Origin of the sequence: Pedobacter sp. GR22-10 (assembly GCF_026239715.1) — a bacterium.
In the GTDB taxonomy this organism is placed as follows: Bacteria; Bacteroidota; Bacteroidia; order Sphingobacteriales; family Sphingobacteriaceae; genus Pedobacter.
Map to the genome: position 1 here is coordinate 1,073,214 of NZ_JAPIVR010000002.1, position 23,867 is coordinate 1,097,080.

Here is a 23,867-nt window from a genome sequence, read left to right on the forward strand (position 1 = left end):
AGATATTTGATGTTTAATTTTTAGAAAGTTATAGTTTTTTGATTTGAAAAGCAAAGGCAGAGCATTTTTTAAGCGTTCGTCCCGCTATTCGCTTCAAAGCCTTGGCTCGTTCCTCACCTTCGTGTTTTTCGCTGCTATCGGGTTTAGAAATCAGGGAACAGTTTAAAAACAAGAAACCTCGTAAGTTTTGAAAACCTACGAGGTTTGAAATGGATCAGCTGAATCACCCTAAACCTTACACTTTTACCTTTCGGCTTTCTTCACCTTAAACAATTTAAAATCCTGTTTATACGTTAAGAAAAAAGAGTGGTTAAACTGCAATTGTTTATCGGTATGATCCAGATCAATATGTGGTTCGAACCGAACATCCAGATATAAATGTGGAATAAGTTCCTTCTGATAGGCATAACGCAGCGAAATGATATTTCTTCCACTTTGCTTTAAGCCATTGGTATATAAATTACTTGAAACAGATTCATACAAAGGCATACCTTTTATCGAAATAAAATTATTTCCTTTCCAGTATGATGCCACTAAGCTGCCCCATTTACTTTCCACGCCAGCATTCAGCCACATACCAAAACCACCTTGATAGGCTCGTCTTTTATCAGGCGAAAAATCTTTGTAAACCGCAATATAGTTATCGGTATAAACCTGTTTGATATTCGCACTAATATCTTTATGCAGTTTTAAACCCGTAGCGCCGTTAAAAACCGTACTAATCGGAATTTCCTTTAACACATCAATTTGTCCGCCCTGGTGGAAAGCCAGGAACTGGGCAGGCAAACTAAACTTCCATCCATTATTTTCAGCAATAGTAGTTTCGGTTGATAAACCACCTATTATTTCCTCTTTCGCAGCCTCTCCGGTGTAAATCATTTTCTGCCAGGCAATCCAGGCATCTAAACTAAATTTCTTCCGCTCTATCAATAGCTGTGTTCCATATTCAATTGGCGTAGTAATTATTCTTTCAAAATCATAAAGTGGTTCTATGTATTTATGCTGAATTCCTCCTTCCAAACTTCCGAAAACAAGGGTTAAATTTCTTTTATGGTATTTTAAGCTAAACAATGGTTTGGCATCTGTAACCCCATTTCTGCCAAAATCTTTTCTTATAAATGCACCTGCGGTGATGGCCAGATTCGGATGTGCATAATAAACGATCTGTGGCTGTAACTGTGTCCCGTAAAGGGTATAACCATCATGAAAATCGTTAGTATATTCGTAGTTCCGAACATAGTTTAAATTGTAAAAGTTAAAATGAACTTCATTGATTAAACTGCTATCAGGACGGATTCTGTTTTCAAAAGCCGATTGATTGAATTGTGCTGCTGCGAAATAGGATGTGAATGAAAAAGTTAGGAAGAGTAAGGCCTTTTTCAAACCTGTGTTTATGAACATGTGCTTGGATTTTATCGCTCAAATTTAGAATAGTTTTTCGTAAAGTATAAAGGCGTGAGGATCAAAGTACCTAGAATTGAATACAAGTTGACGAAAAGCAAACAAAGCACTTCATTGGATTTTGACTTTCTGATTTAATCTTTCAGTTCTATTCTTAAAAGCTTATTTCTTCAGCCGGTAATTCTTGTACAGCTTAACTGCAATCATAATTGCCATTGCTACCCCCATAATGCCAATTAAACCATAAATCCAGTTAATCGCATCTTTAAGGATAACCACAAAAACGATAGCAATCATAAAGATTGTCGCCAATTCCCGCCACAGGCGCAACTGAAAACTGCTCATTTTAAATTGATTGTTTTTAAGTTGCTTCACAATATTCTGGCAGATGAAATGATAGATTAGCAAACCGATTACAAAACCAAGTTTAACATGCATCCAGGGCATCTGTAATAGCATAGGATGTAATGTCAGCATGGAAACACCTGCCATAACAGAAATAACCATTGCCGGAACAGCAATAATTTTCCACAAAGTAGCTTCCATTTTAGTGAATTGCTGGAGAAGAATACTTTTTTCAGGCTCCGGCTTTTCAGTTGCCTCGGTATGGTAAATAAAAAGACTTAAAATATAGAATAACCCAGCCATCCAGCTGATGACAAATACAATATGTACCGCAAGAAAGTATGGATAATAGGGCTGCAGGGTTTCTATCATTAGACGTTGAAGAAATAAATGTTTGATTTAAAATAAATCAGAATGTGTTCCAACTCTTAATAAGATTATTACTCTTTCTTCCGTTACTTCAAACCAAATGATTAACAAATCAGGTTTAATATGAGCCTCCCAATTATTGTTATAATTTCCAATTAATTTATGAGGGCGATATTTCTTTTCAATTCCAACAGCTCCATCAATTTCTAATTTAAATAAAAAATCTTTAATGAAATCAGCATTCTTTGTTGAACGATTTTTCATTAACCTAACATCCTTATCAAATTGATTAGTTGGTTTTAAAACAAACATTATAATAAGTCGATATAGGTTTTTATATCTGTAATTGGTTCACCTATTCCAATACCTATATGAGCATCGTTAATAGTTTTTAATGTGATTGAATTAGGAACAGGATTAGAATTATTAGAATTTTCTCTTTTAAAAGTAACACCAAGCTCTTTTAGTAGCTGTTTAACTAACTCACTTTTTTTTTCAGGAATATTTATAATAAGTGTTTCCATATTTAAATATAACAATTTATATCCGCCGTTCAAAGCCTACCTTAGGAATTTAGGGCTTTAATACCTAAATTCCTTTACCACCTCAATTGCATACTTTACGTTGTCGAAAGGAATATCCGGCATAATACCATGTCCTAAATTGAAGATAAAACCTTCAGTTCCACGCATGCGTTCGAATAACTTATGAATCTGTGCTTTAATTACGGATTGATCTGCATATAAAATATGTGGATCTAAATTTCCCTGAACGGCAATACCCGCAGGCAAAGCATTCTTGATATTTAATAAATCAGCATTCCAGTCAACAGAAATTACGTCTGGTTTAGCTTCTGCCATAATCGGCGCAAAAACCGAACTTCCTTTACAGAAAGAAATTACCGGAATATCTTTTCTGTTTAGGTTGGCAATAATTTCCTGAATGTAACGATGCGAAAACTCCTGGTAATCATTCCATGATAAGGCAAGCGCCCAACTATCGAAAATCTGAACAGCATTTACGCCAGCAGCAATCTGCAGGTTCAGATAATCTGCGGTTACCTTTGCAATTTTACCCAAAAGTTTGTGCGCTAACTCTGGTTGGTTATGTATGAAGAGTTTGGTTAATTTGAAATCTTTAGACGATCCACCTTCAATTAAATAGCTCATTACCGTAAAAGGTGCGCCAGCAAAACCAATTAGTGGTATATTTCCATCTAAACGTTGTTGAATTACTTTAATCGCATCAGCTACATATTGTAACTCATCCAAACAATCCACATTTAAATTTTCAATGTCCTGAGCAGTACGTACCGGATTGGCAAATTTAGGACCAACACCTTGGGTAAAACTCAAATCGCCACCCATTGCTTCGCCCGTTACTAAAATATCGCAGAATAAAATCGCGGCATCAATTCCTAATAAATCTACAGGCAACATGGTAACATCGGCTGCAATTTCAGGCGTTTTACACATCTCTAAAAAAGAGTATTTGTTTTTGATCTCCCAATATTGCGGCATAAAACGACCAGCCTGACGCATCATCCATACTGGCGGACGTTCTGTTTGTTTTGAGAATGCAGCGTCTAAAAATAAGTTATTCTTCATGATTTGTAGTTGCTATTCCATTAAATCGCCATACTGAATTTATTTCAGCATCTTTCTTTATAATTAAAACCTGAACTAAATTCAGGATGACGAACGGAAAAAAATTAATGATGCAAAGCTATAAATAAAAAAAAAACGAAGTACCTTTTTATTCCTAAACTGATGCTTCGTTATTCAAAATGACAATATTAATATTATAATTTGCTGATTTCCCTTTCAACCTTCGCAATAATTTCTTTTGATCGGGTCGATTCTGCCAGCTCTTTAGCCAGTTTTGTATAGGCTTCTGCTTTTTCCTTATCTTTCTTTCTTAAGGCAAGATTGGCAAGATGAATCAGCACATAACCTTTCTGGTTCTTACCGCCCACCGGGAACCGGCTGGCCAGTTGAAAATGGTATTCGGCCTTATCATAATCTTCTTCTTTCAGGGCCATATTGCCCTGCATAAATTCATAATAGCCCCTTCGGTTTCTTGATAATCTTTCTGGATTAGGTACTTCAGCCAACATTAGTTTAGCTTTTACAAAATCATTATTTTTAAAATATTTGGATGCCATTAAAACAGAACTATGCCTAAAGTGACTCCAAATGATAAAAAGAAAAAGAAAACCAGCGACAGCCGCCAGCTCATACTGAGTATAAAAGATACAAACCAATGCTGCCAGTAAAAAAACAGCCATCAATACATACCTGCCAAGACTGTTATACATTAATGGATATCAGTGAATTTATAGCCTACCCCACGAATCGAATGAAAATAAACCGGATTTTTCTGGTCTGGCTCAAAATACTTTCGGAACGTTAAGATAAAGTTATCAATTGTTCTGGTTGATGGATAAACATCATAATTCCAAACGGTTTCTAAAATTTGCTCACGAGAAACGGCATCATTCTTACGCTCAATTAAAAGCTTTAACAACATCGTTTCTTTTTTGGTCAATGGTGTAATGGTACCATCATCATTTTTCAATTCAAAAGAATTAAAATAGATTGTTTTATCACCGATTTTATAAGAGTTTAACTCTTTCAGATCATCAGATTTTAAGCTGCGTTTAACTAAAATACCCACACGAAGAATCAATTCTTCTAAGTTGAAAGGCTTAACTAAATAATCATCTGCTCCTTTTTTTAAACCTAAAACACGGTCTTCAGAAGTGTTTTTGGCTGTCAGGAACATAATCGGAACTTCTGCATTTTCCAGACGAATCGTTTCACACACCTGGAAACCATCCATTTCGGGAAGCATAACATCTAATACAATAAGATTAAAACGCTCCTCTTTAAAAACTTTAAGAGCTGTTTTGCCATCTTTAACGGCGTGAACTTTATAACCCTCCAGTTCGAGGTTTAATTTGATAGCATCTAACAAGTGATCCTCGTCTTCTACCAATAGAATTCTTAATTTTTGTGACATAATTGAGATTAACTAAATGTTACTTCAAAAATACTTCCTTGAGGCAGATTATCTTTTACTGTAATATCTGCATCATGGTATTGTAAAACCTCTTTCACAATAAACAAGCCTAAACCTGTTCCTTTCGCTTTCCTGACATTCTCATTACCAACCCGGTAAAACTTATCAAATATCAACATTTTTTCGGCATCTGAAATACCCGGCCCTTTATCAATTACACTGAGTTGAATATGCCCTTCAACCTGATGCAAAAGCACATTTATCTCATCACAAGGGCTCGAATACTTTACTGCATTTTCTATCAAATTCGTCACGACTGACGATAAGGCAAATTTGTCACCTACAATCTGCAGATTTGGCTGAATTTGCGCATTAATCAATTGCTCATTACCGCAGGAGTGAACTTGCAACCTATCTGTGATCTTATAAACCAATTCAGAAAAATTAAATTCTTCTTTCGGAAAACTATAGGAACGATTTTCAATTTTAGTAGCCAACAACATGTTTTCAACCAGATCATCCAAACGTTCAATATCTTTTAATGAATTATTTAACAAAGAAACCTGACGGGCCTTATCCAGATCTCTTTTAACAATGGTTTGGATAGAAAGTTTTATGGCTGCCAGTGGCGATTTTAATTCATGCGTAATCGACATTAGGAAATTCTGCTGTTGTTCACGAAGTTTATCTTCACGTTTAAGCGACTGATGCAGAAAATAACCGCCGATACAAAGCAAAAAAAGAAAGACGGACCCTTCCCCCATAATCATTGTCATGCGGCTTGGCTGCAAACGCACAACCAAAGTTCCCCATGAAACTAACTGGATTAATGCATAAAGCAATAATGCGTAAAATATAATTATAGATTTCTTCATTTGTTCCTTCGGGTTGATTGCACAGATTGTTTGATTACACAGATTTATTTAACGCTTTTCTTTATTTCGAGACATGAAGCAATGACAACTTCTAATACAAAACTCTCTGTTCTCTGTGAAATCTCCTTGCTCTCTGTGGTAAAACTTTTACTTCTTAAACACCAAATCCAATGCTTCAAAAATAGCACGTTTTGCTTTCTCCAATTCTATTTTGGTGTGGGCCGCAGATACGAAACCAACCTCATAACCCGATGGGCCTAAATAAATCCCTCTATTGAGCAATTCACGGTGCATGATCTTAAATTTATCCATGCTTCCGGCATCAATATCATCAGCAGATTGAATTTTATCTTTCTCAGTAAAGGCAAACCAAAAAATAGAACCTATCGTAAAAACTTTAAATTTATAATTTCTGGCTGTAGCAAATCGTTGAATGCTGGCTACGAAATCTTGTGTTTTAGCATTTAGATCTTTATAAAAACCAGATCTGCTGAGTTCTGTTAGTGTCGCAATTCCTGCAGCCATCGCAACCGGATTACCCGATAAAGTACCTGCCTGATAAACACCTCCATCAGGAGAAATATGCCCCATAATTTCAGCAGAGGCACCATACATCCCCACAGGTAAGCCCCCACCGATGATTTTTCCATAAGTTACAATATCTGGTGTGATACCATAATGCGCAGCTGCACCTTCAAAACCAACCCTGAAACCAGTGATGACTTCATCAAAAATGAGCAGAGACTTGTTATCTGTACAGATTTTACGTAAGAATTTGATATATTCTTCATCCTGCATGATCAAGCCATTATTTGCCGGAATACCTTCGATAATTACAGCCGCTACCTGATCTTTAAACTGATTGAAAGCTTGTTCAATGGCATTTGTATCATTTAAAGGTATTACGATGGTTTCTTCAGCGAAAGATTTTGGAACCCCTGCTGATGACGTTTCACCAAAAGTAACCAAACCGGAACCTGCCTTTACTAATAATGAATCGCTATGACCGTGGTAACAGCCTTCAAATTTGATGATTTTATCTCTGCCGGTAAATCCCCTGGCCAAACGAATCGCCGACATCACAGCCTCAGTACCAGAACTCGTGAAACGAATTTTTTCTACAAAACGGTTATTTTTAATAATCAGTTCTGCCAATTCATTTTCTAAAGCAGTTGGTGCACCAAAACTCATTCCGTTCTGCATCACTTCGGTAACCTTCTCACGGATTTTTGGATGGTTATGGCCTAAAATCAGTGGCCCCCAGCTTCCACAAAAATCAACAAATTGATTACCGTCTGCATCCCAGATATAACAGCCATCACCTTTTTCAATAAAAAGTGGTGTACCATACACCGATTTAAAAGCCCTTACAGGCGAATTTACACCACCCGGAAAATAGGTTTTTGATCTCTCATACAACTCCGCTGATTTTACTCTCGAAATATCGGGCTTACTTCCAGTATTGACCGGAATATCGGCCTCATTGCCTGAAAATATTTTCTTTAATGAATCTAACATTTTTTTAGTTTTTAAGTTGTACGTATTAAGTTTTAAGTATTCGCCAAAACGCAGAACCTAAAACCTAAACTTACAATCTTCCTTTTCTCAAACCTATATATTAAGTTTTAAGTCTACACCTAAACGTAGAACTTACAACTTTAAATCCAATCGTTATTTAAAATATCTTTAATATGATAAGTAGTAATGATACTTGCACCGGCTCTTGCAAAGGCATGCATCGTTTCCATTACCACCTTTTGTTCGTCAATCCAGCCACGTTCTGCAGCAGCCTTAACCATGGAGTATTCACCTGATACATTGTAAACCGCTATAGGTAGATTGGTATCTTGTTTTAACCGTTGGATAATATCCAGGTAAGCTAGTCCGGGTTTCACCATCAGTACATCTGCACCTTCCTGTTCATCCAGCTGCGCTTCACGTAAAGCTTCTAAAGGATTTCTAAAATCCATCTGATAAGCTTTCCGGTCACCTTTGCCCGGGGCACAGTCTGCAGCCTCTCTAAACGGGCCATAATAAGCCGAGGCAAATTTCGTCGCATGGCTCATAATAGCTGCATTTACAAAACCATTATCATCCAGCAGATTTCGCATCGCTTCAATTCTGCCATCCATCATATCTGAAGGCGCAAGCATATCAGCTCCGGCTTGCGCATGTGTTAAAGCCATTTTGGCAATTACATCAACCGTTTTATCGTTTTGAACATAATCATTTTCCAAAATACCGCAGTGCCCATGAGTGGTATAAGAACAAACGCATACATCGGTTACCACATATAAATCATCGCCAAATTGTTTCTTTAATTCACGAACGGCTGTTGGCACCAGGGAATGATCATGATAGGCAGACTTCGCATCAGCTGACTTTTCATCTCCGACACCAAAAAGCATGATTTTATTCAAGCCCTTTTTCATTCCGGCTTCCACATCCTTAACCAAAGCATCAACCGAATAGTGGTTTACACCAGGCATGGCATCAATCGCATGTGTAACATTTGTTCCAGGCACTACAAAATACGGGTACACAAACATATCTTTCGATAGTCGGGTTTCGGCTACCATCTCTCTCACTAACGGACTTTTCCGTAATCTTCGCGGACGATTTAACATATAATTAGTATTTAGTATCAAGTATCGAGACTTGAGTATTCATTTTTCCTTGGAAGTGATTTCACCGATTCCTTATTAATAGCACTGTTATGAGTAAGTCGTTTTGCTTTCAGCACTAATCTTTTAGCTTCCAAACCCTCAACCTCTATTTAATTTCTATTCCAAAAACGGCCTCTGCTAATCCGATTTCATCAGGAGAATATGGCAAGGCATATTTTACGCCCATCTCATCAAACTTTTTCCCTGTTGAATTACCGATGGCAATCACTTGTTGCCCAGGTTCTAGCAAATTATCAGCAAAATAGGCATCTACATTGGATGGGCTGGTAAAAATTAATACATCAGCATAACTTTGGTCGATGTTTTCTTCAATTACCGTTTCGTAAATGGGTAAATCAATAATTTTAGCATCAGCTGGCAAAGATTTTTGGATAGACTGCAATGAATCCTGTGCCCTTGGAAACAGGATATTTTTTCCTGAAATCAGCTTTGCAAAATCTTCAGCAACTTCTGTAATATCACCACTTTCACCTACAAAATTGGCAACATGACCAAACTTACGCAATGCATCCTCCGACCCCCTACCCACTACACCAAATTGTGTTTTCTTAGGTAAATGCGGTTTAAGATTGAAAAAATACTCCACACTATTTCTGCTGCTAAAGAAAATCCAATCAATATTTTTTAAAATAAACTGATCTAAAACCGTTACGATAGGAAAAGTACGAATTAAAGAGCGACCTTCAATTTCAATTCCTTTGCTTTCCAGTGCTTTACGAAAATAGCTATGTTCTCCAATTTCGCGTGAGATAAAAACTTTAGCCGGCTTCTTTCTTTCCTGACTAAACTTGGCAACGATTTTTTCGGCCAAACCTTCCGTCGTTTCCGAGCGCAAAAACAAGCGTTCAGGAAAATCATCTGCGGTTTCAGCTTTTGATGTCCATACTTCAAAGACACCATCTTCTTCTTTGCAGTAACAGCCTAACGGCATATGGCACCCTCCCTCAAACAAGTTCAAAACTTTACGTTCCACACCAACTTCTTTAGCAGTTAAGGGATCGTGTAGTGTTTGAAGTGCTTCAAAGAGTTCATGATCATTTTCTCTGATTTGTATCGCTAAAGCACCCTGAGCCGGAGCCGGAACAAATGTAGTAGGTGCTAATTCCTCTACATGAAACTCACTAACATCTAAACCCAACCGTTTAATACCAGCTTTGGCGAGCATAATGGCATCATAGCTTTCATCCTTCAATTTCTGGATACGTGTAGGTACATTTCCCCGTAAATCTTCAATTTCCAAATCAGACCGTAAGCCCAATAATTGCGCTTTTCTCCTGTTTGAAGAAGTACCCACCATGGCACCCTTTTTCAATGAAAGTTTCTGGGATACATCTACGCAATCTTTTAAAATCAATAGATATTCAGTGGCTTCCTCACGTGGAGGAATAGCGGCAATAGTTAAGCCTGCAGGATGATTGGTTGGCAAATCTTTCAGGCAGTGAACGGCCAGGTCAATTGTACCAGCCAGGAGCTCTTCTTCCAGTTCTTTGGTAAAAAAACCTTTTCCTTCTAATTTATCCAATCTCAAATTCAGGATTTTATCGCCCTGTGTTTTGATGATTTTAATATCAGCTTCTATTCCAATTGCAGCTAACTCACTTTGAATATGATTAGCTTGCCATAAAGCAAGGTCGCTACCGCGTGTTCCGATGGTTAATTTCTTCACTATAAACATTTGATGAGTAGCAAATTTAAGGTAAATAGTGCTTGAAACTATAAATTGTTTAAAAATGAGACAGTGAGGTTACAGAGAAGGGAGATTGAGATGAAAGTAGCATAATTTAAATCACAATGAGAAGCTCCCATAGCTGGATAGTTATTTATTAATTAGGCTAAAAACCCTTTAGGGAACAGAGATTTAAAATGCTAAATTGTAAGTAAAATGAATTCGTTTGACCAGATCAGTAGGGTAAAAAAGTATAAGCTTTAATCGAAGAGCATTACATCTAGAATTTGTTCACCCTGATTAAACCCAAAAGAGATAAAGCCTAACTTAACGTACTTTGGGCATACCTTAAGCGTTCTTTGCAGTTAAATTAAGATTCTTTAACCAGAATTTCTTTGGCCATAATCATCGGTACACTGATGCACTTTTTCTCCATATAATTCATTACGCGTTCCAGAACTTCGCGGGAAGCTTCATCCATCTGGCTAATTTCATCTGCAAATACGCCATTCAATGCCGTATTTTTGATTTCTTTAATCTTCCGTGGAACATCCTGCATGGCCAGTTCAATCCGGCGTTGTTTCAGTACGGTAAAAAACTCAGCGATATTGGCATTGATGATATCCTCCGCGTGAACCAATTCATTATAACGTTCCTGGATATTTTTACGGGCAACTTCTTTTAAAGATTCTACTTCAATGTAATGAACCGGGTTATTGTGAATAACAGCGGGGGCCACATCGTTCGGGATCGCTAAATCAACAATTACCTTTTTCCCTGTATCGCCATTTAATAGCTTAGCATAAAGGGCTTCATTGATAATGGCTTCAGTAGAACCTGTACAGGTAATAATCACGTCAAAGCCTTCCGTAAAATCTTCTAAAGCTTCTAAAGGATAAGCTTTACCATTCAACTCTCCCGCTAAAGATTCTGCTTTAGATAGGGTACGGTTAAAAATAGAAAAGTTTGAGTATTTATGTTTGTTAAGATATTTTGCAATATTCTGGTTGGTTTCACCTGCTCCAATGATTAATACACGTGAATTGCCGCACATGTTTAATTCTTTAAGCTTGCGATAAGCAAGAGAAACCACAGAAACCGGATTTTTTGAAATGTTCGTATGCGTATAAACCTCTTTCGCAGTTTTAACCACCCGCTCCATAATCATACGCATATAATCGCCGGTAAAACCTGCATCACGGCAGTTTTCATAAGCTTTACGTATCTGTGCAAGAATTTCTTTTTCGCCAACCACCAAACTTTCCAAAGAACAAGACGTTCTTAAAAGATGGTTGAAAGCTTCTTCGTTTTCGAAAACGGTAACATTATCAAGGAAACGCTCCATAAACTCCGGAGGCAAACCCATGTCCAACACCGTAAGAAACCGGGTAACAAATTCTTTATCTGTTTTCTCTTTAGTCAAAAAAACGAACTCTACACGGTTGCAGGTTCCAACGTAAAAAATTTCGCTAACAGGAAGCTCAGTTTGAATATTCTTCAACCTGCTATCCAAACTCTGGTCACAAATAACTAATTTCCCTAAAGATTTCAGGTCGATGTGGTGATGCGTAAAAGCTATTACTTTTAAATATTCCAAGTGCTTCCGTTGTTAACTATTATCGGGATACAAAAGTAGCATGGATGATGCATGTCACCGTCATTCATCTGTAATTTAGGTTAATTTAGAACGGTTTTAAATAAATGCAAAACACTGACAATCGAAACATTACTTACAAAACTTTCCTAGTGATATATGGCCTCTTGTATATCCTGGCAGGGATTAATCATTTTATATCAACACCCGCATATCACGCCATTATGCCAAAATGGTTGCCGGCTCATGCATTTTTAATTTATCTATCTGGTATGATGGAAATTGTTTCAGGAATAATGCTGCTTTTTTCAAGAACAAAAAAACTGGCTGCTTTATTTATTATTCTGATATTAGTTGCATTCCTACCTGCACATATATACATGATTCAGATCGCACCCTTTCAGCTTGGCAAAATTTTGGTAACACCTCTTATTGCTTGGGTGAGATTACCATTTCAATTATTATTGATCGGCTGGGCCTGGTATTATTATCGAAAATAGGATAAGATAATGAGAATTTACTCCTCCTATTTTTCATAACACCAGCGAAAGGATATGATAAGCGCGCACAAATTTACAACAAAATCAGTTTTAGTAAGTTTATCTTATACACCAATTCCTTAAATGATGATTATACAAAATGATTTTAGCTTAAGTGGTTCAGATGGAAAACTAATTATTGGAGATATTACTTTTGATGATAAAAACCCTAATACCCCAATTGTACTTTTCGTGCATGGCTTTAAAGGGTTTAAAGATTGGGGCGCACATCATCTGGTGGCCAGATATTTCGCCAGCAATGGATACAGGTATATTAAATTCAATTTATCACATGGTGGCGTACCTGCAGATCATCCTGTAGATGTTACTGATATGGAAGCTTTTGCCAGCAATACCATTTCTAAAGAGCTTTTTGATGTAAATGCAGTACTCGATTTCATAACCAAAGCTTATGGAAGTGAAACCCGAGTAAATTTAATTGGCCATAGTCGAGGTGGTGGATTAGCCATCATTGAGGCCGCAAATGATGTGAGAATTAATAAGCTCATCACCTGGAGCGCTATTTCGAGCTTCAATAGTCTGTGGAAAAAGGAACAGGAAGCGGAATGGAAAAAAACAGGCAAAATTTTCGTAACCAATGCAAGGACGAAAGAACAAATGCCGTTAAACGTTAATTTACTGGAAGATTTTGAGCAAAATACTCAGACATTCAACATCATTGATGCAGCTAAACGCATTAACATTCCGTGGTTAATTGTTCAGGGTGATGATGACGTAAATGTCCCTTTTGAGCATGCACAAAAATTAGCAGATGCCAATCCGAATAGCAGACTGGCGAAAATTGAAGGTGCCAATCATGTATATGGCGCATCTCATCCTTATGAAACCGAAACCTTACCACCACTTTTATTGAAGGTTTGTGAACGGTGTTTAACTTTTTTAGATGAGTAAATTGATAGCAAAGGGGGGGGATGTTTAATCATTCCCTTTTTCAACAAATCTTCTCATGTCACTTCCACTAGGACTTTGAAAAATCTCCAGATCGAAGTAAGGTACGGCAGCCAGCAGGTGATCGAAAATATCTGCAGCAACCTCTTCAAATTTTTTCAATGCCTTTTCTTTTGAGAAAACGTATATTTCTATTGGGAGTCCGTTTTCAGTGGCCTGTAACTGGCGAACCATAAAAGTTAAATCGGTATTAATGGAAGGATTACTTTCCAGGTATTTCTCAGCGTAAACCCTAAAAGTGCCAATATTCGTCATATGACGCCCGTTTACCAGGTTATTGGGATTCACGGTATTTTCAGCGTTGAACTGCTCAATTTGTAATTGCGTTTCTTTGAGGTAATCCTTTAAAAAATCAATGCTTTGCAAACGGCTGATTAAATCATCATCACAAAATTTTATGCTCGATATTTTAATATTAATGTGGCGTTTAATCCTCCTCCCCTCACTTTCTTCCATCGCCCGCCAATTTTTAAAAGATTCACTCACAATGGCATAACTAGGCACAATAGTAACCGTTTTATCCCAATTTCTCACTTTAATGGTAGTTAAATTGATCTCGGTTACTTCTCCATCGGCGCCATATTTTTCTACGGTAATCCAATCACCAACACGAACCAAATCGATGGCACTCATTTGCACTGAAGCAACAAAGCCTAAAATTGGATCGCGAAATACTAGAATAAAAACAGCGGTAACGGCTCCAAATCCTCCAAAAATATACAAAAGCGACTGGTTAAGTATGATGGATAAAATCAACACAAAACCAAAGATATAAATGATAATTTTAGCTACCTGCTTGTAACTCCTGATGGGTTTATCAGCATATTTTCGTGACGATTCCATCACAGAAACCAACGCATTTAAAAAGGCATTAATGGCGAACATGGTTGCCAGCACCACATAAATTTTAGAAAAAATAATGGCGTAGAAATACCAGTTTTTAAAATCAATAAAAACATACGGAACGGCATTATAAATGATGTAGGCACCGAATATTAAGGCAAAAGCCCTGAAAACACGAAATTCGTATAAGGCTAGCTGCCAGTCTGATTTAGTTTTTGCACTTTTGACTACACCAATAAAAACCTGTCTCGTAACAAAAATCGTGATGAACAGAAAAAGTGTAACACCAATTGATCCAAGTAGAAAATAGCTGTAAATTAATGCTCCGCCTGTTAATCCCTGTTCGATTAAGAGTTTTCTTAATTCATTAAAAATGGATTCAAACTCGAATAGGTTCATGAGCGCAATTTAGGTTTATTCTTGGAAATGTTAGATGACTTAAGGAAGCGATTAAACCTTCTCTATCCAATTGCCGTCATTCTTAATGATTTCAATCAGTTCATCTAAAGCAAAAGCCGTATTAACATTCTTCTTCACCACTTCCTGACCACGATAAAGCGTAATTTTGTCTGGACCTGTACCTACATATCCATAATCAGCATCGGCCATTTCACCCGGACCGTTTACAATGCAGCCCATGATTCCGATCTTAAGCCCTTTCAAATGATCGGTCCTTGAGCGGATAAGTTGTGTGGTTTCCTGCAAGTCAAAAAGTGTTCTGCCGCAACTTGGGCAAGAAATGTATTCAGTTTTACTGATGCGTGTACGTGTGGCCTGCAAAATACCAAAGCTGGTGGAGTTAATTAATGCAAGATCCAGGCCTAGTGCATCTATCCAGATTCCGTCACCAAAACCATCCGTAAATAGTGCACCAAAATCTGTTGCAGCATAAAGCATTAAGGTATCTGCATCAAGATTTTCATAACTTCTTCTGATGATCACCGGAATTTGCATGTTCAGGCTTTGCAAAGCAATAAAAAATGCTCTTTGTTCTGCCATTCCGTGTTTAGCGGATGTTTCGAGAATGAGCACAACATTATTTAGTGATACAGTTGTTAAAGTGGTTAGTTGGCTCGCATCAATTCTGACGAAATTCAAAAACTCATCCTTCACTTCAGTCCTGCTAAATTCTTCTAGGGAAAATAGAGGATGACAGTTGTTTTTATCACGAAGATTTAGCCATGTATGATAGTTGTAAACCTGCTTTAAATTTCCAGGAAAAGAAAAGGAAGGCAGGTTGTCGCCAAGAAAAGCCAGGTCACATGCCTGATCGGCCAGGTTATATTTATCTAATCCCGCACTGTAATTATAGCCAACCGAACTCAAAAGGTAAGGATCTTTTAGGTTTTCTTTTGAAACATCAATCATGACCAAAGGGTGGTGATGATCACCAATGTGCTGAACAGACTGGGTAATTCTTCTTGAATAGGCATATGGAGAGTAAGTTGGAAGTTGAGTATTAGGAGTTGGGGGTATAATTGGCGACTCCGCACTCCGAACTTCAAACTCCAAACTCCTTTTCACATACCGATCAGCCAAAGCTTTTGCTACCGGTGCTTCAAATTCAGGGTCTTCCGTTAAGGAAACACGAATGGTATCACCTAAACCATCTTCCAGCAAAGTACCAATGCCTACAGCAGATTTAATTCGTCCATCTTCGCCATCGCCTGCTTCTGTTACGCCCAGGTGTAAAGGATAATTCATGCCTTCTTTCACCATGGTTTCAACCAATAAACGATAAGCCTGAACCATTACCTGTGTATTGCTGGCTTTCATAGAGATCACCAGGTTATAATAATTTTCGGCCTCACACATGCGGATAAATTCCATAGCAGATTCCACCATTCCTCTTGGTGTATCGCCATAATGACTCATGATCCGGTCTGAAAGTGAACCATGATTGGTTCCAATACGCATGGCAGTACCATATTCTTTACAGATTTTTATCAGTGGAATAAATTTTTTATTAATTCTTTCCAGTTCAGCGGTATAGGCGTCATGCGTGTATTCCAGATTTTCAAACTTCTTTTTATCAGCATAATTACCCGGATTTACCCTTACCTTCTCAACAATTCTTGCAGCCATTTCAGCTGCATTTGGTGTGAAGTGAATATCAGCAATCAGTGGGACATCATAGCCTCGGAAACGTAATTCCTTTTTAATATTAGCTAAATTTTCAGCTTCTTTTATGCTGGGTGCGGTGATACGAACATATTCACAGCCAGATTCTACCATGCGAATGGTTTGCTCTACTGTTCCAATGGTATCCATGGTATCGGTTGTTGTCATCGATTGGATACGAATGGGGTTATGACCACCTAAAGCGATGTCTCCAATCTTAACTTCGCGGGTTAAAAACCTGGAATACTGCGTTAAACTGTTGCAATACCCTCCACCTAACTCATGCTTTACCGATAAATTTTCCATACTACGGCAAAGATAGGCTAAATGTTTAATTGTTAAATTGATGGATTGTTAAAATTTTAAGATAGTAAAAATTTATTTTGCTAATAATTAAAAGCAATTTTCCCTTATTTTGCTATTTTTTTATAGCAATTTTTACTATTTTTGCTTATAAATACTATCAAAATGGAAAAGTTACGGCTTAAATCAAATTTAATTGTACAGCAACAAACAATGAATATTGTGAGGCCATTATCAAAAAGGATAGACTGGAGCGATAGACTTATTAGCATTTTGGGTGCCAGAGGGACTGGCAAGACTACCTTGATTTTACAGCACATTAAAGCTAATTATGGTTTAAGTGATGAAGCGTTATATGTTTCTATGGATGATATTTATTTCTCCAATAACAAATTATCAGACTTTGCAGAAGAATTTAGACAAAATGGAGGAAAAATATTATTTATTGATGAAGTACACAAATACCCGGATTGGGCAAAAGAAATAAAAAATATATACGATTTTTACAAAGACTTAAAAATCGTATTTACAGGTTCATCTATTATCGATATCTCCAGACAAAAAATAGATTTAAGCCGTAGGGCAGTACAATACGAATTAACAGGATTATCTTACAGAGAATTTTTAAGTTTTAGTAATATTATAAATCTTGATGCTATTTCATTAGAGGATTTTCTTCAAAATCATATTCAAATTGCACATGATTTAATTTCAAAATTTAAGCCATTACAGTACTTTAATGAATACTTAAAACATGGTTACTATCCTTTTTTTGTAGAAAATATCAATACCTATCACCTACGACTGGAAAAGGTTGTTAGATTAATTATAGAAGAAGATTTACAGTTTATAGCAGGTTTTAACCCACATCATTCCAGAAAAATCTATCAATTACTTTATATTTTATCAACTAATGTCCCTTTTAAACCTAACATTAGCAATTTAAGCGAAAAAACAGGAATTAGTAGAAATGCAATTGTAGAGTATTTGTATTACTTACACAATGCAAAATTAATAAACACGCTTTCGGCGGCTGGTAAAAGCATTAGTACCTTACAAAAACCTGATAAAATTTTTTTAGAAAATACAAATCTATCATTTGCTTTAAGTCCAAATAACACAGAGAAAGGTTCTTTACGTGAAGCCTTTTTTATGAATCAGCTTACAAATGCCGGGCATGCTATTAATTTACCTCTTAAAGGCGATTTTTATGTTAATGATCAATTCACTTTTGAAATCGGAGGTAAGGGAAAATCAACTAAACAATTAACCGGGATTGACAATTCTTTCTTTGCCGTTGATGACATGGAAGCGGGTATAGGCAATAAAATTCCTTTATGGATGTTTGGTCTACTTTATTAATTTATTATAATTTAGAAAATAATCAAAATAGAAGTAATATTATCAAAGCCGGAATATTGATTTCTGCTATTTGGCTTGTCCTAAATCGCAAAAGTATATCCAGCTTTTCTATATCAACCTATCTTTAATTACTAAAGTATCAGCAGTAATGTCGTGCCAGCATTGATTTTTTTTATTGAGAAAGCAATACAAATAGCCAAAAAAAACAGGAATTACAGATAAGATTTTAGAAAAATTGCGTGCCATGGAACGACCTGTATTTATCCTGCTTCCTTCCAAATCTGTCACCTTAATATTCAGCATCCTTTTACCAATGGTAGCTTGCCTTGATGATGATTCTGCAAATACACCATAAATTAATTTAACGATAAAAATGACAGGAAATGGCACTATAAAAGCCATAATTCTTTCATCCTTTCCTTGTATAAAAATATAACTGGTGAGGATGATAACCGTATAAATTCCAAAAATAATAAAGTGATCGATCACTGAAGCAAGTAACCGCTGGTCAAAAGCGGCAAAATATTGAGGAGCAGTTTTTTGGTATTTAAAACCGAGAAGCTCACGCAATTCGGGAATTGCATGAGCTTCTTTATAATCGTCCATTCCGGGTGTGCGAATGAAGGTATTGGGCGTTATGTTTAACCCCTCCAGATCTGATAAAACGTAAGGGCCTTGTGGCTTACCATTAATTACAACTGTATATTGATCAGGATTCATTGGATTTTTAGATTTTAAGATCAAAGTTTTTAAAGGCCAGACCATGTATAGCCTTCAACTTTCCACCCTCAAACCTTCAACCTTTTTAGTATCTACTTACTTCAAAGTTACTTAATCCGCCGTCTAAATTGATGAAAATTTTGTTTGTAGATGTTTTATAATTTGAAGTTTCATAAAGTCCGTCACTTATTTTTTCAAATCCTGCAAAATCTTTTGCCGATAAGCCGGTTTGCGTTTTTATTCTGCAACCAGAATTAACGGGAACCTTAATCTTCACATCTGCCACGCCTGATTTCACAATTACATCAGTAATGGGCAACAATTCACCAAGTTTAATATCTAAAGCTGCAGCGCCACCATCAAAACGGAATGTGCGCACTTTATAATCCTGAAAATCAAGATCAGCTGAACCTGCACCTAGTTTCATGAAAATTTCCCAGTTCGCAGTTTTATTTAAATGAAAGTCGACATCATTAGAACCATTATTAAAGTTCCATTTTTTTCTTTTATCATCCAGCTGGAAAGTAAGAATAGTGGCACTATCCGTTACTGCTTTTTTCAATGAAAAATTACCATTTTTCCCTTTAACATTCGCATCAATCAATTCAGAAGTTTCTCCATTTAAATTGAAGGATATTCCGCCTCCAGCAATGTTCAATATTGTTTTCTTTGCATTATCTGTAGATACAAAGGGTTCTGAAAGTTTAAATTCTCTCACGGATGATGTATCTCCATCATTATCATTGTCATCATCATTGTCATCATCATTGTCATCGATATCAATATCCACGCCTTTCTTAAAATGACTGCCCCACCATGAACCACGCTCAGGAATTTGTTGTCCTCTGATAAAGAGAAATGACAATGCCACTACCAATACAGCTATAGATATAATACTGCCGGTTTGAGAATTATTTCTGTTGAACAGAATATTCAGTCCGCCAATGATTAAGAATATTGGCCAGAAGCCCCAGACATTACGCCAGTAAAAGTTGATTATTCCAAAGTTTTCGAGTAGAAGTACACCACCTATAAAAAGCAGTAAAATACCCCAAATTAATCTATCTAATTTCATAAAATTTATAATTGAGGAGGGTGAGTTGTTATAGTTTCTTTAGACTCTTGAGATGTTGGATCGTCCGGTGTTGCAACAGCATCTGAAAAATCTGCCTTTTTATCTTCTTCAGCAGCCTTTTGTTGCTGCTGAAAAGCCTGCCAATCGTTTTTTCTTTTTGATTTAGCGATAATGCTGATTCCTAATGCAATAAAGATTAATGGCCACATAAACTTAAACAGGTTTCTGATGGTAAACCAATCCGGGATGAAATCCATTTCACGCATTAAAAAGAAACAACCAATCACCAGCATCACCAAGCCAGCAACTGTACGCCCGGTATCATTAGGCTTATTAAATTTATTGAAATCGGGCTGGGTTTCAAAAGCGGTTTTTGAAGCACCTTCATTTACAGGTTGCGTCCAGTTTGGATTTCCACTTCCTGCAGGTCCGGTAAATGGAGATGGATTACCAAATGGACTGGTATTTTTTTGATTAAAATAATCGTTAAATTTTGAGAACCTGGATGCCGGATCATTGTTAACCGGAACGATGATCCACATGATCACATAGGCGATCAAACCGGCCCCAGCCATAAAAATGGTTGACAATACAAATAACAATCTGATTATGGTAACCTCAACCTGCATATAGTCTGCAAGTCCTGAAGCTACCCCGGCAATCATCTTATCATGTTCGTTTCTAAAAAGCTTCTTTTCCATAATGCTGTTTATTTAGCGTTTAAAAATCCAGCGGTGTGATTAAAACCTCATCAACATTTGCCCCTTTACTTAAGTTTAAAATGGCATAAAGCGTTTCAGCAATATCGGCGGGTTGTACAAATTTCTCATCTGGTATAGTTGTTCCTTCCCAAGAAGCTGTTTTTGTTGAACCCGGCAAAAAGGCTGTTACTTTAACATGGTGTGGTGCTAACTCTTGCCGCAATACATGATTAAGACTTAACATCGCTGATTTTGTTACACTATAACTTCCACCATTTTCGACAGGGATTTTGCTCGCGACCGAACAGATGTTAAAAATATGTCCACAGCGCCTTGAACGCATTTCTTTCCCCAAAAATTTACTAATGTAATAAGCTGCATTAACGTTTAGCGCTTGTTGCGCTTCGAAAACTTCATCCGTTTCATCTAACAAACTGCCTGGCATATAAACACCTACATTATTAACAAGAACATCTATATCACCAAATTCATTTTTTACCTGGTGAAGAAATTGATAAACCTCTTCCTTAATAGAACAATCTACCAGATAAGTTTTAATCATTCGATCTGGCTGCGCAAGTTTTTCACACAGTTCATCTAAATCATGCGAACTTCTGGCTACCAATGCCAAATCATACCCTTCATTACAAAGTTTAACTGCTATTGCCCGACCAATGCCTTTTGTTGCGCCCGTGATTACCGCTTTCATTTCCCGTTATTTAATTTTGTTGACAAAAAACCATATTAATAATCAAAACCACGAATATTTTTGCAATTATCAAAGACCGACAACTTTTTTATCGTTTCTTTGTAGTAATATAAATGATCATTTAAATTAAGCAATACATACGGAATGAATTTTACCAATTTCGGGAGATACATCCTGCTACTCAAATCTGTATTCAGAAGGCCGGAAAAACTTAAAATATATTTGAAGGAAATTGCCAAGCAAATGGATTATGTAGGCGTGGGCTCACTGGGCCTTATCGCTATCATCTCCACATTTATTGGTGCAGTAATGACCCTCCAGATTGCTTTCCAGCTGGTGAGTGATTTTATACCTAAAACCATTATCGGTTCAGTGAACAGAGATTCGAGTATTCTGGAGTTAAGTCCAACCATCAGCGCAATTGTGCTGGCTGGAAAGATTGGCTCTGCTATTTCATCTGAAATTGGCTCTATGCGGGTAACCGAACAAATTGATGCATTGGAAATTATGGGCATTAATGCGCCGGGTTATTTAATTCTTCCAAAAATCATCTCAGGCATTACCATGGTACCTATGCTGGTAATCATCTCTATGTTTTTAAGTATCTCTGGTGGTTATCTTGGCGGTTCACTATCTGGTGCAGTTACTCCGGCAGAATATCTTCAGGGAATCACCACAGATTTTAACCCTTATACCATTGTGGTTGCTTTGGTAAAAGCTTTTGTTTTTGGATTTATTATTACTTCAGTTCCGGCATATGAAGGTTTTTATGTTCGTGGCGGAGCTTTAGAAGTTTCTCAGGCCAGTACCAGGGCAGTTGTAATTAGCTGTATCTCTATTCTTGTTTGCGATTATTTAGTTACCCAATTGTTATTGTAATGATCGAAGTTAAAGATATATATAAATCATTTTCGGGCAATGACGTTTTAAAAGGCATTTCCGGTAAGTTTGAAGAAGGTGTTACGAACTTGATTATTGGAGGTTCGGGCTCTGGTAAAACAACCTTGCTGAAATGTATGGTTGGTTTACATCAGCCAGATTCCGGTTCTGTTTTATATGATGGCCGCGACTTTACCCCTATGACTTACGAACAAAGGATCGAAGTGCGTAAAGAAATCGGAATGCTTTTTCAGGGTTCTGCCCTATTTGACAGTATGACGGTAGAGGATAATATTATGTTTCCGCTGAATATGTTTACTGATCAAACCAGAAAAGAAAAGCTGGAACGGGTAAATTTTTGTCTGGAACGCGTTAATCTGGCTGGCAAAAACAAATTGTTCCCGGCAGAACTTTCAGGCGGAATGAAGAAACGTGTGGGTATCGCCCGTGCCATTTCAATGAATCCTAAATACTTATTTTGTGATGAGCCCAATTCTGGATTGGATCCAAAAACTTCCATCGTTATTGATGAATTAATTCAGGAGTTAACCGAAGAATTCAAAACCACTACCATTGTAGTTACCCATGATATGAACTCTGTAATGGGGATTGGAGATTATATTTTATTCCTGCATGAAGGTAAGAAATTTTGGGAAGGTAGTAATAAGGAAATTGCGCATACAGACATTAAAGAGTTGAACGACTTTGTGTTCGCAAGTCGCTTTATGAAAGCTGCAAAAGACAAGTTTTAAATACAACTATCATTGCGAGGTACGAAGCAATAACGAACAACACATATTAATACATGATACAATTATTGACCCCAACGCACTGGAAAGATTATGAACTGATTGACTGCGGGGATTTTGAAAAATTAGAACGTTTTGGAAATGTGATTTTAATCCGTCCTGAACCACAGGCCGTTTGGAAAAAAACATTATCAGAATCAGAGTGGAAAAAAACAGCGAACATTACATTCAGAGGTCGGTCTGCAACTTCAGGAGAGTGGGTTAAAAAAAATCAATCCATACCAGATCGCTGGCATGTAGAATATAAAAATGACGAAGTGGCTATTAAACTTCGCTTAGGACTAACTTCCTTTAAACATGTTGGTGTGTTCCCTGAGCAAGCGGTTAACTGGGATTTTATTTCTTCTTCTATTAAAAAATTTAAAACGCCCCAACCAAAGGTGCTCAACCTTTTTGCCTATACAGGTGCTGCCTCTTTAATTGCAAATGCTGCCGGAGCAGAAACCACCCACGTCGATTCTATTAAACAGGTGGTAACCTGGGCAAATGAAAATCAAGAATTATCGGGTTTGAAAAATACCCGTTGGATGGTGGAAGATGCTTTAAAGTTTGTAAAAAAAGAACTGAAGAGAGGTAAAAAATACAATGGTATTATTTTAGATCCACCAGCATATGGCCATGGACCAAATGGCGAAAAGTGGAAACTGGAAGATCATATTCAGGAAATGATGCAAGATGTAGTTCAGCTTTTGGATGAAGAGGAACATTTCTTAATTTTAAATACCTATTCATTAGGATTTTCATCTGTGATTGTCGAAAATTTAATCCGGACCTCTTATCCAAGTGTTCAGAACTTGGAAACAGGCGAGTTATACTTACAAGCTACTGCAGGTATAAAACTACCTTTAGGTGTTTTTGGTAAATTCTGTAACGTATAAT

Annotated in this window: 24 protein-coding genes; 6 read left to right on the forward strand and 18 right to left on the reverse strand. The window is 36.9% G+C overall.

The genetic code is table 11. The features are described from left to right. Positions 1 to 243: 243 nt before the first annotated feature. From OQX64_RS12150 to hemA, 12 genes are all read right to left on the reverse strand, one after another. Positions 244 to 1,401 carry a hypothetical protein gene (locus OQX64_RS12150; RefSeq protein ID WP_265818964.1) on the reverse strand — a complete coding sequence of 386 codons (1,158 nt, stop codon included), beginning with the start codon at positions 1,399 to 1,401 and terminating at the stop codon, positions 244 to 246. Positions 1,402 to 1,563: 162 nt separating this feature from the next. Next, complete coding sequence (locus tag OQX64_RS12155; RefSeq protein WP_088300280.1) at positions 1,564 to 2,118, reverse strand: CopD family protein; 555 nt, start codon at positions 2,116 to 2,118, stop codon at positions 1,564 to 1,566. 27 nt (positions 2,119 to 2,145) lie between these two features. After that, the gene (locus tag OQX64_RS12160) at positions 2,146 to 2,427 is read right to left on the reverse strand and encodes a type II toxin-antitoxin system YafQ family toxin (RefSeq protein ID WP_265818965.1); all 282 of its coding nucleotides are present in this window, start codon (positions 2,425 to 2,427) and stop codon (positions 2,146 to 2,148) included. Then, positions 2,427 to 2,639, reverse strand: a complete 213-nt coding sequence (locus OQX64_RS12165; RefSeq protein WP_265818966.1) for a hypothetical protein — start codon at positions 2,637 to 2,639, stop codon at positions 2,427 to 2,429. Before OQX64_RS12165 ends, OQX64_RS12160 begins: the two co-directional genes overlap by 1 nt. 57 nt (positions 2,640 to 2,696) lie before the next feature. Next, the gene (hemE, locus tag OQX64_RS12170) at positions 2,697 to 3,722 is read right to left on the reverse strand and encodes a uroporphyrinogen decarboxylase (RefSeq protein WP_088300283.1); all 1,026 of its coding nucleotides are present in this window, start codon (positions 3,720 to 3,722) and stop codon (positions 2,697 to 2,699) included. A gap of 194 nt (positions 3,723 to 3,916) precedes the next feature. Continuing rightward, positions 3,917 to 4,432, reverse strand: coding sequence for a hypothetical protein (locus OQX64_RS12175; RefSeq protein ID WP_088300284.1), 516 nt, complete (start codon positions 4,430 to 4,432; stop codon positions 3,917 to 3,919). Next, the gene (locus tag OQX64_RS12180; protein ID WP_029284042.1) at positions 4,432 to 5,136 is read right to left on the reverse strand and encodes a response regulator transcription factor; all 705 of its coding nucleotides are present in this window, start codon (positions 5,134 to 5,136) and stop codon (positions 4,432 to 4,434) included. Before OQX64_RS12180 ends, OQX64_RS12175 begins: the two co-directional genes overlap by 1 nt. A gap of 8 nt (positions 5,137 to 5,144) precedes the next feature. Further along, entirely contained in the window at positions 5,145 to 6,011 is an 867-nt protein-coding gene (locus OQX64_RS12185) for a sensor histidine kinase (RefSeq protein ID WP_265818967.1), read from the reverse strand. Between the two features lie 147 nt (positions 6,012 to 6,158). Next, positions 6,159 to 7,529 (reverse strand): glutamate-1-semialdehyde 2,1-aminomutase, encoded by a 1,371-nt coding sequence (gene hemL / locus OQX64_RS12190; protein ID WP_265818968.1) that lies wholly within the window; start codon positions 7,527 to 7,529, stop codon positions 6,159 to 6,161. A gap of 140 nt (positions 7,530 to 7,669) precedes the next feature. Next, a complete protein-coding gene (gene hemB / locus OQX64_RS12195; protein WP_265818969.1) occupies positions 7,670 to 8,638 on the reverse strand; it encodes a porphobilinogen synthase in 969 nt (322 codons plus the stop codon). Between the two features lie 145 nt (positions 8,639 to 8,783). Further along, the gene (hemC, locus tag OQX64_RS12200) at positions 8,784 to 10,373 is read right to left on the reverse strand and encodes a hydroxymethylbilane synthase (RefSeq protein WP_265818970.1); all 1,590 of its coding nucleotides are present in this window, start codon (positions 10,371 to 10,373) and stop codon (positions 8,784 to 8,786) included. A 361-nt stretch (positions 10,374 to 10,734) separates the two neighbouring features. Continuing rightward, the gene (gene hemA, locus OQX64_RS12205) at positions 10,735 to 11,961 is read right to left on the reverse strand and encodes a glutamyl-tRNA reductase (RefSeq protein WP_088300288.1); all 1,227 of its coding nucleotides are present in this window, start codon (positions 11,959 to 11,961) and stop codon (positions 10,735 to 10,737) included. Between the two features lie 104 nt (positions 11,962 to 12,065). On the opposite strand from hemA, the gene OQX64_RS12210 reads away from it, so the two are divergent. Both OQX64_RS12210 and OQX64_RS12215 read left to right on the forward strand, forming a co-directional pair. Further along, positions 12,066 to 12,458: a DoxX family membrane protein gene (locus OQX64_RS12210; protein WP_265818971.1), complete on the forward strand. Its 393-nt coding sequence runs from the start codon at positions 12,066 to 12,068 to the stop codon at positions 12,456 to 12,458. Positions 12,459 to 12,581: 123 nt separating this feature from the next. Continuing rightward, positions 12,582 to 13,409, forward strand: coding sequence for an alpha/beta hydrolase family protein (locus OQX64_RS12215; protein WP_265818972.1), 828 nt, complete (start codon positions 12,582 to 12,584; stop codon positions 13,407 to 13,409). A 24-nt stretch (positions 13,410 to 13,433) separates the two neighbouring features. On the opposite strand, the gene OQX64_RS12220 is transcribed toward OQX64_RS12215, so the two are convergent. After that, on the reverse strand, positions 13,434 to 14,708 hold the full coding sequence (locus OQX64_RS12220; RefSeq protein ID WP_265818973.1) for a mechanosensitive ion channel family protein: 1,275 nt from the start codon (positions 14,706 to 14,708) through the stop codon (positions 13,434 to 13,436). Between the two features lie 51 nt (positions 14,709 to 14,759). Then, complete coding sequence (gene ispG, locus OQX64_RS12225) at positions 14,760 to 16,736, reverse strand: (E)-4-hydroxy-3-methylbut-2-enyl-diphosphate synthase (protein ID WP_265818974.1); 1,977 nt, start codon at positions 16,734 to 16,736, stop codon at positions 14,760 to 14,762. 162 nt (positions 16,737 to 16,898) lie between these two features. Between ispG and OQX64_RS12230 the strand changes: the two genes are divergently transcribed. After that, positions 16,899 to 18,095, forward strand: coding sequence for an ATP-binding protein (locus OQX64_RS12230; RefSeq protein ID WP_265818975.1), 1,197 nt, complete (start codon positions 16,899 to 16,901; stop codon positions 18,093 to 18,095). A 108-nt stretch (positions 18,096 to 18,203) separates the two neighbouring features. On the opposite strand, the gene OQX64_RS12235 is transcribed toward OQX64_RS12230, so the two are convergent. The 4 genes from OQX64_RS12235 to OQX64_RS12250 form a co-directional block, all read right to left on the reverse strand. After that, positions 18,204 to 18,815, reverse strand: coding sequence for an RDD family protein (locus OQX64_RS12235; RefSeq protein ID WP_265818976.1), 612 nt, complete (start codon positions 18,813 to 18,815; stop codon positions 18,204 to 18,206). Positions 18,816 to 18,900: 85 nt separating this feature from the next. Then, on the reverse strand, positions 18,901 to 19,890 hold the full coding sequence (locus OQX64_RS12240) for a LiaF transmembrane domain-containing protein (RefSeq protein WP_265818977.1): 990 nt from the start codon (positions 19,888 to 19,890) through the stop codon (positions 18,901 to 18,903). Positions 19,891 to 19,895: 5 nt separating this feature from the next. Next, positions 19,896 to 20,591, reverse strand: coding sequence for a PspC domain-containing protein (locus OQX64_RS12245; protein ID WP_265818978.1), 696 nt, complete (start codon positions 20,589 to 20,591; stop codon positions 19,896 to 19,898). 19 nt (positions 20,592 to 20,610) lie between these two features. Then, positions 20,611 to 21,300 carry an SDR family NAD(P)-dependent oxidoreductase gene (locus tag OQX64_RS12250; RefSeq protein WP_265818979.1) on the reverse strand — a complete coding sequence of 230 codons (690 nt, stop codon included), beginning with the start codon at positions 21,298 to 21,300 and terminating at the stop codon, positions 20,611 to 20,613. Positions 21,301 to 21,444: 144 nt separating this feature from the next. Between OQX64_RS12250 and OQX64_RS12255 the strand changes: the two genes are divergently transcribed. Genes OQX64_RS12255 through OQX64_RS12265 form a run of 3 tightly spaced genes read left to right on the forward strand, consistent with a single transcriptional unit; the run spans position 21,445 to position 23,866 of the window. After that, the gene (locus OQX64_RS12255) at positions 21,445 to 22,179 is read left to right on the forward strand and encodes an MlaE family ABC transporter permease (protein WP_029284070.1); all 735 of its coding nucleotides are present in this window, start codon (positions 21,445 to 21,447) and stop codon (positions 22,177 to 22,179) included. After that, complete coding sequence (locus tag OQX64_RS12260) at positions 22,179 to 22,931, forward strand: ABC transporter ATP-binding protein (RefSeq protein WP_029284071.1); 753 nt, start codon at positions 22,179 to 22,181, stop codon at positions 22,929 to 22,931. The genes OQX64_RS12255 and OQX64_RS12260 overlap by 1 nt, the downstream gene beginning before the upstream one ends. A 53-nt stretch (positions 22,932 to 22,984) precedes the next feature. After that, positions 22,985 to 23,866 carry a class I SAM-dependent methyltransferase gene (locus tag OQX64_RS12265; protein ID WP_265818980.1) on the forward strand — a complete coding sequence of 294 codons (882 nt, stop codon included), beginning with the start codon at positions 22,985 to 22,987 and terminating at the stop codon, positions 23,864 to 23,866. The last annotated feature ends 1 nt before the right edge of the window (position 23,867 follow it).

Bases quoted from the DNA above. Each gene is read 5' to 3' on its own strand.
- OQX64_RS12150 (WP_265818964.1), bottom strand. From the start codon at position 1,401: ATGTTCATAAACACAGGTTTGAAAAAGGCCTTACTCTTCCTAACTTTT.
- OQX64_RS12155 (WP_088300280.1), bottom strand. From the start codon at position 2,118: ATGATAGAAACCCTGCAGCCCTATTATCCATACTTTCTTGCGGTACAT.
- OQX64_RS12160 (WP_265818965.1), bottom strand. From the start codon at position 2,427: ATGTTTGTTTTAAAACCAACTAATCAATTTGATAAGGATGTTAGGTTA.
- OQX64_RS12165 (WP_265818966.1), bottom strand. From the start codon at position 2,639: ATGGAAACACTTATTATAAATATTCCTGAAAAAAAAAGTGAGTTAGTT.
- hemE (WP_088300283.1), bottom strand. From the start codon at position 3,722: ATGAAGAATAACTTATTTTTAGACGCTGCATTCTCAAAACAAACAGAA.
- OQX64_RS12175 (WP_088300284.1), bottom strand. From the start codon at position 4,432: ATGTATAACAGTCTTGGCAGGTATGTATTGATGGCTGTTTTTTTACTG.
- OQX64_RS12180 (WP_029284042.1), bottom strand. From the start codon at position 5,136: ATGTCACAAAAATTAAGAATTCTATTGGTAGAAGACGAGGATCACTTG.
- OQX64_RS12185 (WP_265818967.1), bottom strand. From the start codon at position 6,011: ATGAAGAAATCTATAATTATATTTTACGCATTATTGCTTTATGCATTA.
- hemL (WP_265818968.1), bottom strand. From the start codon at position 7,529: ATGTTAGATTCATTAAAGAAAATATTTTCAGGCAATGAGGCCGATATT.
- hemB (WP_265818969.1), bottom strand. From the start codon at position 8,638: ATGTTAAATCGTCCGCGAAGATTACGGAAAAGTCCGTTAGTGAGAGAG.
- hemC (WP_265818970.1), bottom strand. From the start codon at position 10,373: ATGTTTATAGTGAAGAAATTAACCATCGGAACACGCGGTAGCGACCTT.
- OQX64_RS12210 (WP_265818971.1), top strand. From the start codon at position 12,066: ATGCAAAACACTGACAATCGAAACATTACTTACAAAACTTTCCTAGTG.
- OQX64_RS12215 (WP_265818972.1), top strand. From the start codon at position 12,582: ATGATGATTATACAAAATGATTTTAGCTTAAGTGGTTCAGATGGAAAA.
- OQX64_RS12220 (WP_265818973.1), bottom strand. From the start codon at position 14,708: ATGAACCTATTCGAGTTTGAATCCATTTTTAATGAATTAAGAAAACTC.
- ispG (WP_265818974.1), bottom strand. From the start codon at position 16,736: ATGGAAAATTTATCGGTAAAGCATGAGTTAGGTGGAGGGTATTGCAAC.
- OQX64_RS12230 (WP_265818975.1), top strand. From the start codon at position 16,899: ATGGAAAAGTTACGGCTTAAATCAAATTTAATTGTACAGCAACAAACA.
- OQX64_RS12235 (WP_265818976.1), bottom strand. From the start codon at position 18,815: ATGAATCCTGATCAATATACAGTTGTAATTAATGGTAAGCCACAAGGC.
- OQX64_RS12240 (WP_265818977.1), bottom strand. From the start codon at position 19,890: ATGAAATTAGATAGATTAATTTGGGGTATTTTACTGCTTTTTATAGGT.
- OQX64_RS12245 (WP_265818978.1), bottom strand. From the start codon at position 20,591: ATGGAAAAGAAGCTTTTTAGAAACGAACATGATAAGATGATTGCCGGG.
- OQX64_RS12250 (WP_265818979.1), bottom strand. From the start codon at position 21,300: ATGAAAGCGGTAATCACGGGCGCAACAAAAGGCATTGGTCGGGCAATA.
- OQX64_RS12255 (WP_029284070.1), top strand. From the start codon at position 21,445: ATGAATTTTACCAATTTCGGGAGATACATCCTGCTACTCAAATCTGTA.
- OQX64_RS12260 (WP_029284071.1), top strand. From the start codon at position 22,179: ATGATCGAAGTTAAAGATATATATAAATCATTTTCGGGCAATGACGTT.
- OQX64_RS12265 (WP_265818980.1), top strand. From the start codon at position 22,985: ATGATACAATTATTGACCCCAACGCACTGGAAAGATTATGAACTGATT.